The sequence below is a fragment of the Ruegeria sp. SATB045 genome, from assembly GCF_059613525.1.
In genome coordinates this window covers 144784-159335 of record NZ_JBXWSR010000037.1, presented here as the reverse complement: position 1 = coordinate 159335, position 14552 = coordinate 144784, and the positions used below count along the sequence as shown (strand labels likewise).

The following is a 14552-nucleotide window of genomic DNA, read 5'->3' as shown; positions in this document are numbered from 1 at the left end:
CTGCGCGGTAGACACCAATTTCAAATTCATCGCCGTCCGGTGTAATGGTACATCCCACAGGCAGTTTTTCTTGCCAGATCGGGTGAGCTATTTCTAACATCTGACGGCAAGCTATTCGCCCGCCACTCTTTCTACGTCGCATCGAAGGAGGGCCGCAGGGGCGCAACCGGGTAAGGCGACGGGTTTCACGCATGAACATCACGTTTCTTCTGAACGGAGAGACAGTGGAGCTGTCGGATGTCGATCCGACCGCCACCCTGCTGGACTGGCTGCGCGAGGATCGCGGCCTGACCGGCACCAAGGAAGGCTGCAACGAGGGCGACTGCGGCGCTTGCACCGTGATGGTGACAGATGAGGGCGGTGCTAAGGCTTTGAACGCTTGCATCCTGTTCCTGCCCCAGTTGCACGGTAAGGCCGTGCGCACCGTCGAAGGCGCAAGCGGCCCCAATGGCGAGGCGCACCCTGTGCAGCAGGCGATGGTCGATCTGCACGGATCGCAATGCGGTTTCTGCACACCGGGCTTCGTCATGTCGATGGTCGCCAGCCACGCGAATGGCGCGACCGACCATGACACACAACTGGCCGGGAACCTGTGCCGCTGCACGGGCTATGCCCCGATCATCCGCGCCGCCACGGCTATCGAGGCAAAGCCTGTACCAGTCTGGGTCAAGGACGCGCCCGTGGATGCCGCTGCCCAACCAATGCTGCCCACGTCATCGGACGAACTGGCTGCTATCTACGCAGACCACCCGGAGGCCACCTTGATTGCCGGAGCGACCGATGTGGGCCTCTGGGTCACCAAACAGCTGCGCGAATTGGATCCGGTGATTTTCCTGAACCGCTGCGACGACCTCAAGAACATCACTATTACCGAGGGTGAAATCCGCCTCGGGACCATGGTCGACATGAACCGGATGGGCGCGGCGCTGTCCGATCTCCACCCCTCCTACGCCGAAATGATCCGCCGCTATGCCAGCGTGCAGGTTCGCCACGCCGCCACCTTGGGCGGCAATATCGCCAACGGCTCCCCCATCGGAGACAACCCGCCCGCCCTGATCGCCCTTGGTGCAACTCTGCACCTGCGCAAGGGCGACACGCGCCGGTCGATCCCGCTCGAAGATTTTTTCATCGACTACGGCAAACAGGACCGCGCGCCCGGAGAATTTGTCGAGGCGGTCAGCTTCCTCCGCCAGCCAGATCGCCTGAAATGCTACAAGCTCAGCAAGCGGTTCGATCAGGATATCTCAGCCGTCTGCGGCTGCTTCAACATCACCGTCACGGACGGCACCGTTAGCCAGGCGCGCATTGCGTTTGGCGGCATGGCGGGCATTCCGAAGCGGGCCACCCATGTCGAGGCCGCATTGATCGGCAAACCCTGGACCGCTGCGACCATTCAGGCCGCGCTGCCCGCCTTTGCTGACGATTACCAACCACTCACGGATATGCGCGCCTCGGCCACCTATCGTCTGGAAACCGCCAAGGCGATGCTGGAGCGGTATTTCCTCGAAGATCAGGGCGAAGTGACCGACGTACTGAAGGTGACGGCATGAGCGTGACCAAACCCCTCCCCCATGACGCAGCCCCGCTGCATGTCGCAGGCGTTGCGCGATACGTGGATGATATCCCAACGCCCAAAGGCACGCTGCATCTGGCCTTTGGCCTCAGCCCGATTGCCAAGGGCACAATCATCGCGATGGACCTGTCGGCGGTGAAAGCCGCCGAGGGTGTGGTGCAGGTGATGACGGCGGATGACCTGCCCTTTGCCAATGATGTCTCGCCCTCGATCCATGATGGGCCGCTGCTGTCGGACGGAACGGTCCATTATATCGGCCAGCCGGTGTTTCTGGTGGTGGCGACCAGCCATCTGGCCGCCCGCAAGGCTGCACGGCTGGGCAAGATTGACTATACCGAAGACACACCGATCCTGACAATCGAAGAGGCGCTGGCCGCCGACAGCCGGTTCGAGGACGGCCCCCGCATCTATGCCAAGGGCGACGCGGACGCAGCCATTGCCAACGCGCGCCATGTGATTGAAGGCAGTTTCGAACTTGGCGGGCAGGAGCATTTCTATCTGGAGGGCCAAGCCGCTCTGGCCGTGCCGAATGAAGGCGCGGACATGCTGGTCCACAGTTCGACCCAGCACCCGACCGAGATTCAGCACAAGGTAGCTGATGCTTTGGGCGTTCCCATGCACGCCGTGCGGGTCGAAACCCGTCGGATGGGCGGAGGATTCGGCGGCAAGGAAAGTCAGGGCAACGCTCTGGCGGTAGCTTGCGCCATCGCCGCCCGCGCCACCGGCAAGGCCTGCAAGATGCGATATGACCGCGATGATGACATGATCATCACCGGCAAGCGTCACGCCTTCCGCATTGCCTACAAAGCTGGGTTTGATGAGAACGGCCATGTTCAAGGCGTCTCGTTCCATCACTACGTCATCTGCGGCTGGGCACAGGACCTGTCCCTGCCCGTCGCCGACCGCGCGATGCTGCACTCGGACAACGCCTATCTGCTGCCGAATGCCCGGATTGAAAGCCATCGTCTGAAGACCAACACCCAATCTGCGACCGCCTATCGCGGGTTCGGCGGGCCGCAGGGCATGGTCGGGATCGAACGTGTCATGGATCACGCCGCGCACGCGCTTGGGCTGGACCCGGTCGAGCTGCGTCGCCGCAACTACTATGAGCCTGCGCATAAAGTGGCCGATCAGCCGCTGCACGCGAAACCACTGGGTCATCCCGACCCGCACGAAGACCTGACCAGCCGAGGTGCTGTGGAAACCGGGAATGCCCCCGTTCGTCCCCTACCCGCAGGCGGCAACACCACGCCTTACGGTATGGAGGTCAGCGATTTCGAACTGCACGGCATGACCGAAGCGCTTCTGAAATCCAGCGACTATGCCGCTCGCAAGGCCGCCATCGCCGAGTGGAACGCGAAGAACGGCGTGATAAAGAAGGGTATCGCCTTCTCGCCGGTCAAATTCGGGATTTCCTTTACGCTGACCCACCTCAATCAGGCGGGCGCACTGGTGCATGTGTATCAGGATGGCTCGGTCCACCTGAACCATGGCGGGACCGAGATGGGACAGGGCCTGTTCCAAAAGGTCGCGCAAGTGGCCGCATCGCGGTTCGGCATTCCGCTGGAGATGGTCAAGATCACCGCCACCGACACGGCCAAAGTGCCGAATACCTCGGCCACGGCAGCGTCCTCGGGCAGCGATCTGAACGGGATGGCTGTGAAAGCCGCCTGTGACACGATCCGCGACCGGATGACGGACTATCTGGCCGAACGGCACCAGGCCGATCCCGCGACTGTGACCTTCACGGATGGGCATGTCTTAGTTGGCGAGGAACGCTATACCTTCGCCGAAGCCGCCGCTCTGGCCTATCAGGGCCGCATCAGCCTGTCGGCGACCGGCTTCTACAAAACGCCCAAGATCGAATGGGACCGGATCGCAGGCAGAGGGCGACCTTTCTTTTACTTTGCCTACGGCGCGTCTGTCACCGAGGTCGTGGTGGACACGCTGACCGGCGAAAACCGCATTCTTCGCACCGATATCCTGCATGATGCGGGGGCCTCGCTGAACCCCGCGCTGGATATCGGGCAGGTCGAAGGCGGTTATGTGCAAGGCGCAGGATGGCTGACGACCGAGGAACTGGTCTGGGACGGCAAGGGCAACCTGCGCACCCATGCGCCGTCGACCTATAAAATTCCCGCCTGTTCCGACCGGCCCGATATCTTCAACGTTTCGCTATGGGGCGGCGAGAACCGCGAGGACACGATCTATCGGTCCAAAGCGGTTGGTGAGCCGCCCTTCATGCTAGGTATTTCTGCGTGGTTGGCCCTGTCGAACGCAGTGGCGGCCAGAGGGGATGGCTACCCAGCCCTGAACGCGCCCGCCACGGCAGAGGAACTCTGGCGCGGTGTCCAGCGGATGAAAGGCGGCACCTGATGGGATTTGACCTTGAAGCTCTGCAGGAGGCGGTCAAGATTCACGGGCGCGTGACCCGCGTGGTCATCGCTGCCATCAAAGGCTCGTCCCCGCGCGAGGTCGGCACCGCCATGCTGGTTTGGGCGGACGGTCAGTCCGGCACGATCGGTGGCGGTACGCTGGAGCATCAGGCGGCGCTCGCCGCACGGGCGCAGTCCGTCCCAATGCGACTGACCCACCATGCGCTTGGCCCCGATATGGGCCAATGTTGCGGGGGGGCGGTCTCGCTTTTGAGCGAGGTTTACGACCAGCACGCATTGGACGCGCTGGATGAGACAGTCATCGCACGTGCCCCGTCAGGCGGCGATATGCCACTTTCGGTCAAGCGCCTGCTGGCCGCAGCCCGCGCTCAGGGCGTCGCGCCCGAGCCGCAATTGATCGACGGCTGGATGGTCGAACCCGTTCACAAACCGACCCGGCAGCTATGGATTTGGGGCGCGGGCCATGTCGGGCGGGCGCTGGTTGATGTGCTGTCGCCCCTGCCCGATCTTGCGATCACATGGGTCGATACCGGCCCCGAACGCTTTCCCACGCAGATACCGGCCAGTGTCACTACGATTCCAGCGCCCAAACCCACCGCTCTGGTCCGGCACGCCCCACCCGATGCCGAGCATCTTGTGCTTACTTATTCACATAATCTGGACCTGGAACTGTGTAATCGCCTTTTGACGCATGGTTTTGGCTTTGCTGGCCTCATCGGCTCAGCTACGAAATGGGCGCGATTCCGGTCGCGGCTGACAGCCCTTGGCCATTCCCCCGAACGGATCAGGCAGATCACCTGCCCGATTGGCGATCCTGGTCTGGGCAAACACCCGCAGATGATCGCCATTGGCGTCGCCGCGCAACTACTGCGCCCGGCTTGGCAGAACGAACTGAAGAAGGACCAGAGCGCGTGACCACTCCACTTTTAAGTCTGCAAGGGCTGACCAAGGCTTATCCCGGCGTCGTGGCCAATGATCAGGTGTCCTTTGATATCGGCGAAGGCGAAGTACACGCCCTGTTGGGCGAAAACGGCGCGGGCAAGTCCACGCTGGTCAAGATGATCTATGGGCTGGTGAACCCCGACAGCGGCACCATGCTGCTGCGCGGCCAGCCTTTTGCTCCGGCGGAACCCCGCGCGGCGCGGGCCGACGGGATTGCGATGGTGTTTCAGCATTTTTCTCTGTTTGACGCGTTGAACGTGGCCGAAAACATCGCGCTGGGGATGGAAAACCCGCCCAAGATGAGCGATCTGGCCACGCGTATCCGCGAAGTATCCGAAACCTATGGCTTACCGCTGGACCCGTATCGCACCGTCGGCGACCTGTCGGCAGGTGAACGCCAGCGGGTCGAGATCATCCGCTGTCTGCTGCAGGACCCCAAGCTGCTGATCATGGATGAACCCACCAGCGTTTTGACCCCGCAAGAGGTCGAAATCCTATTTGAAACGCTGAACAAATTGCGGGCCGAAGGCACCTCGATCCTTTATATCTCGCACAAGCTGGAAGAAATCCGCACGTTGTGTGACCACGCCACAATTCTGCGTCTGGGAAAGAATGTGGGCGAATGCGTTCCGGCCGAGACATCAGCGCGGGACATGGCCGAGATGATGGTCGGTTCAACCCTGCAAACGCCCGAACGGTCGGGGCGTGACTTCGGCGAAGTCGCGCTGGATGTCAGCGGGCTATCTGTGCCTTCGCCGTCCGAGTTCGGCACTGCGCTGCGCAACGTTCACATGACAGTCCGCAAGGGCGAGGTTCTTGGCATCGGCGGTGTCGCAGGCAACGGGCAAGATGAATTACTGGGCGTTCTGTCGGGCGAAATCACCACCGCAGCTGATGCGATTAAGTTCAACGGTCAGCCCATCGGCTTGCTGGGGCCTACTACGCGTCGCAAACTGGGCGTTCTAACCGCGCCCGAGGAACGTCTGGGTCATGCGGCAGCACCGGACATGAGCCTTACGGAAAATGCCTTACTGACTGGATCGGTTCGGGAAGGTCTAGAAAACAATGGCTTCCTGAAATGGGCCGAGACTAAAAGTTTCGCTGAAAAGATCATCAGCGCCTTCGACGTGCGCACGCCAGGCCCGGAAAACGCCGCGCGCTCGTTGTCCGGCGGCAATCTGCAGAAATTCGTGATTGGGCGCGAAGTGCTACAAAACCCGGATGTGCTAGTGGTGAATCAACCGACTTGGGGCGTGGACGCGGCAGCTGCGGCGTCGATCCGGCAGGCCATTCTGGATTTAGCGGCCAAGGGCACGGCGGTTGTCTGTATCAGTCAGGATTTGGATGAGCTGATGGAGATTTCCGACAGTTTCGCCGCCCTCAACGAAGGTCGCCTCAGCGCGCCTCGACCAACTACGGGCCTTACCGTGGATGAGATTGGCCTAATGATGGGCGGCGCGCATGGCATGGAGGTCGCCCATGTCTAAGCTATTACAGAAAAAGACGAAAACGGGGGTATGAGCGGATGATTGTGTTGGAGAAACGGCCACAGCCGTCCAAGGCGTGGTCTTATGCCACCCCTTTGGTCGCGGTGTTGGCGACAATGGTATTCGGCGGGCTGCTGTTCGCTATTCTGGGGAAGAACCCGGTCGAGGCCATCGGCACCATTTTCTGGGAACCCCTGTTCGGTGAGTTTGCATTCTATTACCGCCCGCAGATGCTGGTGAAAGGGGCGCCTTTGGTGCTGATCGCCATTGGTCTGTCGCTAGGTTTCCGTGCCGGCATATGGAATATCGGGGCCGAGGGGCAGTATATCATGGGCGCCATATTTGGGGCCGGTGCGGGTCTGGCCTTTTACCCTCTGGACGCGTTTTACATTTTTCCGATCATGGTAATCGCGGGGGCATTCGGTGGCTGGCTCTGGGCGATGATCCCGGCCTTTCTGAAGGTTCGCTTTGGCACCAACGAAATCCTTGTCTCGCTGATGCTGGTCTACGTCGCCGAGCAGATGCTGGCCTCGGTGTCGCTTGGCTTGTTGAAAAACCCCGAGGGGTTTGGCTTTCCCGGGTCGCGTAATCTGCAATCCTATGACAGTGCGCATAATGCCGAGTTGATCGCGGGATCTGGGATGCACTGGGGCGTCGTGACAGCCCTCATCGCAGTGATCTTTTCCTATGTCCTTCTGAACCGGCACATGCTGGGCTTTCACATCCGTTTGACCGGTGAAGCTCCGCGCGCTGCGAAGTTTGCCGGTGTGAACCCGGCCCGTCTGATCCTGTTTTGTCTGGGCCTGTCCGGCGCTCTGGCCGGTCTGGCGGGGATGTTCGAAGTCTCAGGCCCTTCGGGCGTGGTCAGCATCGACTTTAACGTAGGCTACGGTTTCACTGCGATCATTGTGGCCTTTCTGGGCCGGCTGCACCCGGTGGGTATCCTGCTGGCCGGCGGCTTGATGGCGCTGACCTATATCGGCGGTGAAATCGCGCAATCCCAACTGGGCCTGCCCGCCGCTGCAATTCAAGTGTTCCAGGGGATGCTTCTGTTCTTCCTGCTGGCTTTCGATCTTCTGACAAACTACCGCATCCGTGCGGCACGTAGCGAGGTGGCGTAATGGACCTTGGTGAAATTAACCCCGTCCTTCTGGTCGCCTCTTTGATGGTGGCCGCAACCCCCCTGCTGCTGGCCGCGATCGGAGAGCTGGTTGTTGAAAAAGCAGGTGTTTTGAACCTTGGCGTCGAGGGCATGATGATCGTCGGCGCGATCAGTGGCTTTGCGATCTCGGTCGAGACCGGGTCACCTTGGCTGGGCTTTATCGCGGCAGCCATTGGCGGCGCGGTTCTGTCTTTATTGTTTGTGGTGCTGACACAGGTGGCCTTGGCCAACCAGGTCGCCAGCGGTCTTGCCCTGACCCTGTTCGGACTCGGCTTTAGCGCTCTGATGGGGCAAAGCTATGTAGGCGTCAAACCCCCGAGCATGGGAGATATCCATATCCCGGTGATCAGCGATATTCCGGTGATCGGTCCTATCCTGTTCCAGCACGACCCTATCCTTTATGTCGGCATCGCTTTGACTGCAGCGGTTTGGGCTACGCTAAATTACACTCGTGTCGGTCTGATCCTGCGCGCGGTCGGGGAAAACCACGATGCCGCGCACGCGCTTGGCTACAAAGTCATCAAGATCCGCGTCATGGCGATCCTGTTCGGCGGAGCTTGTGCGGGCCTGGGCGGAGCCTACATCAGCCTGATCCGTGTGCCCCAATGGACCGAGGGCATGACTGCCGGGGTTGGCTGGATCGCCCTTGCACTGGTGGTGTTCGCCAGTTGGAAGCCGTGGCGTGCGTTGCTGGGTGCCTATTTGTTCGGCGGTATCACCGTTTTGCAGCTCAATTTGCAGGCGGCGGGCGTTGCTATTCCGGTCGAGTATCTGGCAATGTCGCCCTACATCATCACGATCCTTGTGCTTGTGATCCTTTCGGCCGACAAGAGCAGCGCACCTGCCTCACTGGGCCGGACCTTCCATGCCTCGCACTAGACGGGGCCAACTGAACCAACTTGGGGAGTACCACATGAAATTCACTACACTTTTGGCAAGCGCCGCCATGGCGCTCGGGCTGGCTTCGGGCGCGATGGCCGACGAAAAGACAAAGGTCGGCTTCGTTTACGTTGGCCCAGTCGGCGATGGCGGCTGGACATACGAACACAACAAAGGTCGTCTGGCCGTTGAAGAAGAGTTTGGCGACAAGGTTGAAACCGTGTTTGTCGAGTCCGTCCCAGAAGGCCCCGACGCCGAGCGCGTAATGACGCAGATGGCGCTGGAAGGCGCAGACCTGATCTTTACCACCTCGTTTGGTTACATGGACCCGACCATCAACGTTGCCAAGAAATTCCCGAACGTGAAGTTCGAGCACGCGACCGGCTATAAAACCGCCGAAAACGTCTCGGTCTATTCGGCGCGTTTCTACGAAGGCCGCGCGGTTCAGGGTCACATAGCGGGTAAGATGACTAAGTCGAACATCATCGGTTATATTGGATCCTACCCGATCCCTGAAGTGATCCGGGGCATCAACTCGGCCTATCTGCACGCCAAAGCCGTAAACCCGGATGTCGAGTTCAAGATCATCTGGGCCTACACCTGGTTTGACCCGGCAAAAGAGGCTGACGCGGCCACCGTTCTGATCGAACAGGGCGCGGACGTGATCCTGCAGCACACTGACTCGACCGCACCGCAGGCCGCCGCACAAGAAGCGGGCAACGTGGTCACCTTCGGCCAGGCATCTGACATGAGCGAATACGCCCCCTTCCCGCGCGTCTCGTCAATCATTGATGACTGGGCACCTTACTACATCGCACGGACCAAGGCTGTGATGGACGGCACATGGGAAAGCGCGAACACCTGGGACGGTATCCGCGAAGGCATGGTCGCTATCGGCGAGATTTCCGACGCGGTACCTGCTGATGTCAAGGAAGAGGCGCTGGCTTTGAAAGCCGCAATGGCTGCAGGTGAATACCACCCCTTCACCGGCCCGATCAAAAAACAGGACGGCAGCGACTGGCTGGCGGACGGCGAAACAGCCGATGACGGTACCCTGGCTGGCATGAACTTCTACGTTGAAGGGCTGGAAGGCGAAATTCCGCAGTAAACCAGTATCTCAGCGAATACTTGTAAGGCCCGCAGAATTTGCGGGCCTTTTTTCTTGGTCTGCTTTTGACGTGTACCTTAGCCTTGAGGGCGGCAACCATCAACCGAGTTGCACGCCTTCTTCAGCAAAAATTCAGGGTTGTATTAGTCCTATAATACCACTTCGCGTTCTCTGCCCGGTACAAAGCCGCAGGAGGTGCGCAGATGGCAAAACTTGCACACAGCATGATCCGGGTTATCGATGAAGACCGGGCCGTGACGTTTTATAAGACAGCTTTTGATTTGAAGGTTAAGGATCGGCTCGACTTTGAAAGCTTTACCCTGATCTACATGATTTCGGAAGGTTCCGATTTCGAGCTAGAACTGACCATAAACAAAGATCGTAGTGAACCTTATGATCTGGGTAATGGATACGGTCACATCGCCTTTGTCGTCGATGACCTGGACGCCATGCATGGTCACATCCGTGATCTAGGAGCCCATCCCAAAGACATCGTGGATTTCCGTCCCGGAGGAACGCGCGTAGCGCGGTTTTTCTTTGTGTCGGACCCCGACGGTTATCAAATCGAAGTGATCGAAAAAGGTGGTCGCTTTATCTAAACGCGTCAAAAAAACTCGGAGGAAAACATGCTTTATCAACTGAATTTCAACGTTGAATACGATGCTACGATGGCCCAGCAAGGTCTGCTGGGAGTCTGGGCAGAAGAGGCCGAAGCCGCCTTGGGCGCGAAGTCGGCGGGCGTCGTCAAAGACTTGTGGAAGGTTGTCGGTGAACGCAAAGTGACGGCGATCGTCGATGTCGAGGATCCAGATACTTTGGACAGGATTCTGTTCGATCTGCCCATCATGCAGAAAATGGGTCATCAGGTTAAGGTCGAGGTGAAGTCATTGCGTCGATACGAAGACTTCGCGGCCGACGTCAAAGAGCGGCTGGGACGCTGAAGCGAAGGGGAACCCAATGTGCCAGTTGTTTATCGATGCCGATCCGGCGCTTTGGGCTTCTCACACCCGTTCATTCCGAATGGAAGGTATGGTCACCAGCGTGCGCCTAGAGGAGCTCTTCTGGCGTACGCCTGAAACCGTCAGCGAGAGGGATGAGCTTACCGTGCCCCAACTGTTGCACAGGCTATACAATGAAAGCCTGGATGCAGGGCATGATGTAGGTAATTTTACGTCATTCTTGCGGGTCTGTTGTTTGCGGTATCTTGATTTGCAACTACGCGGCCTGATCCCGATTGAAGCACACGTCAACCTGTCTTTGCTTCCAGCCCAAGATATTCTTTCACTTGAACAAAAGGCCCGCGCCGAGAACGCCCCAAAACTATGATGCTTTGGGGCGTCTCTGTAACCATGCAGCCATTTTGTCGTTAATGCCCGCTCAGAACCAGCGTGTTCACAGGCATCAGGATCAACCGCAAGCGCAGACCCGCTGCGTGCACCACACCGATCGTATCGACCACGTGCAAGAACGCTGCATGCCAGAAGCCCAGATCTTCATGCTCCAGCCTCTCGTGATTGCTGGTGTAGACATTCGCCAAACAGTTGCTGCCCGGAGGGATGTCGTCAGCCATGCCTTTGTAAAGCGGTTCCATGTAAACAAGGATCGAGCCGGGGTAGGTGTTGGCCTGCACGTCACGCAATTCGTCGGACGGGCGCAGTTGCCCCGATGGGATCACATCCTGAACCTGCACAACGACCATTGGGATGACGGTAAAGGGCTTGGTCATACAACCCAACTCGCCAATCATGCCGGGCTTGATGACTTGTGCAGACATCTGGTTGAACGCGGCCTGAAACCGATCATGCCCCGAATGCGACGGCACCAGAATGCCCGCAGGTCGCAACAAGGGGCTTACGAAATCGCCGACCTGTAGGCCGAATTGCTCGATCCGACCTGTTACACCTGCGGCAACAACGGTCTTGTCCAGCTCGGTCAGGGCCGCGTCCAGTTGCGCGTTTGCACTGGCAAGCTGTGCCGGGATCAGCTCTTCGATCTGTTGAACAACAGCGGCTCGTTTCGCCTCTGCAGCCAAAAGTTTGGCTTCGCGTTCAGCCACGATGTTTTCCAGCCGGTCAATTTCGGCCAGACGCACGGCACTGGACCCTTCGTCGCGCAGAGTCGTGTTACGCTCAAGGTCCTCAATCGCCTGATCCAGCGAGGCCTTGGCACCCGCAATTCCGGCAGTCGCTTCGGCCAGATCGGTCTCGGCCACTTTCAAAGAGGCCTGAACCTGCGCGATCTGCGCATTGGCAGCCTCGACCATTGCCGTTTGGGTAAAATCTTCCATTCGGAAAATGGGCTGTCCAGCAACAACCAGCTGGTTGTTGGTCACATAAACCTCGGCGACGCGTCCACCCAATTGCGGCAGGATTGTCACCGTACGAAAGTAAGACGCTGCTGTCTTGCTGGCAGGGTGAAAATAGAACAGCGTAGTGATCACGGTGAGCGCCAGAATGGCGCAGGTGGTCAGACCCCAGCGCAACTCATACCACATGGTGAACAGGGTAATCTCGTGCCCGATCCGTTTGCCTTGGACAAAGCGACGGAACAAATAATCCGGTAGCACCGTGACCAGTGCACACATCAGCGTTTCAAGCATATCTTATTGCTCCTGATGTTCGGGCGACGGGGGCGCGGTTGGATCCTGACTCTGCGGCCCCAAAGATCGGATCGCATCGGCAATCGCACGCAATGGCGCACCTATGTCGGGAAATTGAAAACCGGCGACCAAGATGGCGGCAATCCAGAACAAGCCGTTATGAGTAAACAAGGCCAGAAGGGCAAGAATACCAACCAGTTGAAACTGTGGATGATTGGATTCGTGTGCGATTTTTTCCGGAATCGAATGCAGCGTGAAATACCCCACACCGATCAAGATGATCACACCGACCGTAAACACGAACATGAACGTCAAAAGATAATCACTGCCATCCGCCTGGACCACGTAGTGCGGAATATGTCCCGTGGCCATTGGGTGTAAATCTGCGGCTGTCACCCTGCCCTCCTACAATTGTATATGACGTGTTTGGATGGGTTGATGCCCAAATTCAAGCCTGCTTAGTATGCGCTGCGCGGCTTGCCCCGTCTGTGCGGTTTTTTTCAAGGATTCAAGCGGTATGATAGATTTCCTCATCATTGGTGGAGGGATAGCTGGCCTCAGCACCGGGGCGCGCCTGTCTGCTTTCGGTAAAGTTGCTGTGCTCGAGGCCGAAGACGCCCTTGGGTACCACGCCTCTGGCCGCTCGGCCGCCTTGTTCGAGGAAAGCTATGGCCCTCCATCGGTCGTTGCTTTGAACCGGGCCAGCGCCGGGTTTCTGCACGAAGGTGGGTATCTTACTCCACGCGGTCTTATGTTGGTTGCCAACGCATCGCAGCAAGAGGCCTTTGACTGCGATGTCAGCGATCTTTCAATGCAAGTTATCTCCAACTCGGACGCAGTTTCGCGTGTGCCTATCCTGAACCCAGAGGTCCTGAGCCACGCGGCGATCAGCGACGCCGCATTCGACATCGACACCGACCGTTTGATGCAGGATTTTGCCCGAACCATTCGCCGCAATGACGGAGAAGTTCTGACAAAAAACCGTGTCACGTCCCTGAAAAAAAGCAAGAACTGGGTGGTTGACGGTCAACATCGTTACGAAGCGCGCCTTGTCATCAATGCCGCCGGACCCTGGGTCGACGAGGTCGCTGCTTTGGCTGGGATTGCGCCGGTTGGTATCAGTCCTAAGCGACGATCGATGGCACGCATTCCAGCTCCGGGTGGCTACGATGTTCGAGATTGGCCCATGATGCTGGGTGCAGGCGAAGGGTGGTATGCCAAACCAGACGCAGGCAGTCTGATCGTCTCTCCGTCCGAGGCGACCCCTGTACCGCCACATGACGCCTATGCGGACGACATGATCCTTGCCGAAGGGCTGGCCCGGTACGAAGAAATGATGACTGAACCCGTTACCCGGCTTGAGGCCAACTGGGCTGGGCTACGCAGCTTTGCCCCGGACGGCACATTGGTTCTGGGGCCGGAACCGTCCGAGCCGACATTTATCTGGTCTGCCGGTCAGGGCGGGTATGGGTTCCAGACATCGCCCGCCGCGTCTAAGCTGGTTGCAGATTTGGTAACTGGCGCGACCTCTGACTTAGACGCAGACAGTGTAAACGCCCTAAAGCCCTGCAGGTTCCGATAATGAGCAAACGCACCCTTCCCGCAAACGCCAGTGTTGCAACGCAGGCCGAGGGCGCCCGAATGATCGCCCCGGCGGCCACCCGCAACAACGAAGCTTTATCAGACCTGCTTGCGGAATGGGCTCCGACCGCTGGCCAAGCGCTGGAGCTTGCCAGTGGCACAGGGCAGCACGTCAGCGCATTCGCCCGAAAACTGCCCGGTTTGGTGTGGCAACCGACTGAAATTGAGCCCGAGCGCCGCTCCAGCATCGACACGTATGCTGCCGAGCATGCCAATATTGCCAACTCTGTGGAATTGGATGCAACGGCAGCGGGGTGGCATGAGAAGTACGGTGAACGCGACCTGATTGTCCTGATCAACTTAACGCATCTGATCAGCTGGCAGGAAACTCAAACCATTCTGACTGAGGCTGCAAAGGCCCTGAACCCACGCGGACGCTTTATCCTCTACGGGCCTTTCATGCGATCAGGGCAACTGACCAGTGATGGTGACCAACGGTTCCATGACGCGTTGGTGCAACAAGATGCGGAAATCGGATACAAGAACGATCAAGACATTATCGGGTGTATGCTGGAACAAGGCCTGACCCTTGTGAAAACCATTGAGATGCCTGCAAACAATTTGGCCTTTGTGGTGGAAAAGCCTGGCCTCTGATCGAAATCCAAACCTGTTGCCAGTGTGTCTGCTACCCCGTCAGACTGGGTTATCCTATCACACGAGCCTACAGCTTCTGCAGTAATTCACGGCTTTCTCCGACCGAAAACACCTGACCCGCCAAATCGGCTTTTTCAGGCGGCGCATTTTTGCGCCGCCTGAATTGATACT

The 14552-nt window shown here is 58.7% G+C and carries 14 protein-coding genes; 12 read left to right on the top strand and 2 right to left on the bottom strand.

The annotated features are described in order from the left end of the window. Nucleotides 1-191: 191 nt before the first annotated feature. The 10 genes from xdhA (at nt 192) to AC2FNR_RS20350 (ending at nt 10873) form a co-directional block, all read left to right on the top strand. Nucleotides 192-1550: a xanthine dehydrogenase small subunit gene (gene xdhA / locus AC2FNR_RS20395; protein ID WP_496851108.1), complete on the top strand. Its 1359-nt coding sequence runs from the start codon at nt 192-194 to the stop codon at nt 1548-1550. Further along, a complete protein-coding gene (gene xdhB / locus AC2FNR_RS20390; protein ID WP_496851106.1) occupies nt 1547-3949 on the top strand; it encodes a xanthine dehydrogenase molybdopterin binding subunit in 2403 nt (800 codons plus the stop codon). Before xdhA ends, xdhB begins: the two co-directional genes overlap by 4 nt. Beyond that, nucleotides 3949-4884 (top strand): xanthine dehydrogenase accessory protein XdhC, encoded by a 936-nt coding sequence (xdhC, locus tag AC2FNR_RS20385; protein ID WP_496851104.1) that lies wholly within the window; start codon nt 3949-3951, stop codon nt 4882-4884. Before xdhB ends, xdhC begins: the two co-directional genes overlap by 1 nt. Continuing rightward, nucleotides 4881-6398: an ABC transporter ATP-binding protein gene (locus AC2FNR_RS20380; RefSeq protein ID WP_496851102.1), complete on the top strand. Its 1518-nt coding sequence runs from the start codon at nt 4881-4883 to the stop codon at nt 6396-6398. Before xdhC ends, AC2FNR_RS20380 begins: the two co-directional genes overlap by 4 nt. A gap of 38 nt (nt 6399-6436) precedes the next feature. Then, nucleotides 6437-7519 carry an ABC transporter permease gene (locus AC2FNR_RS20375; protein WP_496851100.1) on the top strand — a complete coding sequence of 361 codons (1083 nt, stop codon included), beginning with the start codon at nt 6437-6439 and terminating at the stop codon, nt 7517-7519. Beyond that, a complete protein-coding gene (locus tag AC2FNR_RS20370) occupies nt 7519-8439 on the top strand; it encodes an ABC transporter permease (RefSeq protein WP_496851098.1) in 921 nt (306 codons plus the stop codon). The genes AC2FNR_RS20375 and AC2FNR_RS20370 overlap by 1 nt, the downstream gene beginning before the upstream one ends. 34 nt (nt 8440-8473) lie before the next feature. Beyond that, the gene (locus AC2FNR_RS20365) at nt 8474-9547 is read left to right on the top strand and encodes a BMP family ABC transporter substrate-binding protein (protein ID WP_170352264.1); all 1074 of its coding nucleotides are present in this window, start codon (nt 8474-8476) and stop codon (nt 9545-9547) included. A gap of 203 nt (nt 9548-9750) precedes the next feature. Then, a complete protein-coding gene (locus AC2FNR_RS20360; RefSeq protein ID WP_170352263.1) occupies nt 9751-10146 on the top strand; it encodes a VOC family protein in 396 nt (131 codons plus the stop codon). A 27-nt stretch (nt 10147-10173) separates the two neighbouring features. Continuing rightward, nucleotides 10174-10488 (top strand): muconolactone Delta-isomerase family protein, encoded by a 315-nt coding sequence (locus AC2FNR_RS20355; protein WP_496851096.1) that lies wholly within the window; start codon nt 10174-10176, stop codon nt 10486-10488. Between the two features lie 16 nt (nt 10489-10504). Next, complete coding sequence (locus tag AC2FNR_RS20350) at nt 10505-10873, top strand: ribbon-helix-helix domain-containing protein (protein WP_496851094.1); 369 nt, start codon at nt 10505-10507, stop codon at nt 10871-10873. Between the two features lie 40 nt (nt 10874-10913). Here AC2FNR_RS20350 and AC2FNR_RS20345 read toward each other — a convergent pair whose 3' ends face one another. Both AC2FNR_RS20345 and AC2FNR_RS20340 read right to left on the bottom strand, forming a co-directional pair. Further along, nucleotides 10914-12146: an HlyD family secretion protein gene (locus AC2FNR_RS20345; RefSeq protein WP_496851092.1), complete on the bottom strand. Its 1233-nt coding sequence runs from the start codon at nt 12144-12146 to the stop codon at nt 10914-10916. Between the two features lie 3 nt (nt 12147-12149). Then, the gene (locus AC2FNR_RS20340) at nt 12150-12542 is read right to left on the bottom strand and encodes a hypothetical protein (protein ID WP_496851090.1); all 393 of its coding nucleotides are present in this window, start codon (nt 12540-12542) and stop codon (nt 12150-12152) included. A 121-nt stretch (nt 12543-12663) separates the two neighbouring features. Between AC2FNR_RS20340 and AC2FNR_RS20335 the strand changes: the two genes are divergently transcribed. Together AC2FNR_RS20335 and AC2FNR_RS20330 are read left to right on the top strand one after the other, a co-directional pair. After that, nucleotides 12664-13728, top strand: a complete 1065-nt coding sequence (locus AC2FNR_RS20335; protein ID WP_496851089.1) for an NAD(P)/FAD-dependent oxidoreductase — start codon at nt 12664-12666, stop codon at nt 13726-13728. Next, nucleotides 13728-14381: a DUF938 domain-containing protein gene (locus tag AC2FNR_RS20330; RefSeq protein ID WP_496851087.1), complete on the top strand. Its 654-nt coding sequence runs from the start codon at nt 13728-13730 to the stop codon at nt 14379-14381. Before AC2FNR_RS20335 ends, AC2FNR_RS20330 begins: the two co-directional genes overlap by 1 nt. Nucleotides 14382-14552: the final 171 nt, after the last annotated feature.

Coding starts and splice junctions, on each gene's coding strand:
- xdhA (WP_496851108.1), top strand. CDS start 192: ATGAACATCACGTTTCTTCTGAACGGAGAGACAGTGGAGCTGTCGGAT.
- xdhB (WP_496851106.1), top strand. CDS start 1,547: ATGAGCGTGACCAAACCCCTCCCCCATGACGCAGCCCCGCTGCATGTC.
- xdhC (WP_496851104.1), top strand. CDS start 3,949: ATGGGATTTGACCTTGAAGCTCTGCAGGAGGCGGTCAAGATTCACGGG.
- AC2FNR_RS20375 (WP_496851100.1), top strand. CDS start 6,437: ATGATTGTGTTGGAGAAACGGCCACAGCCGTCCAAGGCGTGGTCTTAT.
- AC2FNR_RS20370 (WP_496851098.1), top strand. CDS start 7,519: ATGGACCTTGGTGAAATTAACCCCGTCCTTCTGGTCGCCTCTTTGATG.
- AC2FNR_RS20365 (WP_170352264.1), top strand. CDS start 8,474: ATGAAATTCACTACACTTTTGGCAAGCGCCGCCATGGCGCTCGGGCTG.
- AC2FNR_RS20360 (WP_170352263.1), top strand. CDS start 9,751: ATGGCAAAACTTGCACACAGCATGATCCGGGTTATCGATGAAGACCGG.
- AC2FNR_RS20355 (WP_496851096.1), top strand. CDS start 10,174: ATGCTTTATCAACTGAATTTCAACGTTGAATACGATGCTACGATGGCC.
- AC2FNR_RS20350 (WP_496851094.1), top strand. CDS start 10,505: ATGTGCCAGTTGTTTATCGATGCCGATCCGGCGCTTTGGGCTTCTCAC.
- AC2FNR_RS20345 (WP_496851092.1), bottom strand. CDS start 12,146: ATGCTTGAAACGCTGATGTGTGCACTGGTCACGGTGCTACCGGATTAT.
- AC2FNR_RS20335 (WP_496851089.1), top strand. CDS start 12,664: ATGATAGATTTCCTCATCATTGGTGGAGGGATAGCTGGCCTCAGCACC.
- AC2FNR_RS20330 (WP_496851087.1), top strand. CDS start 13,728: ATGAGCAAACGCACCCTTCCCGCAAACGCCAGTGTTGCAACGCAGGCC.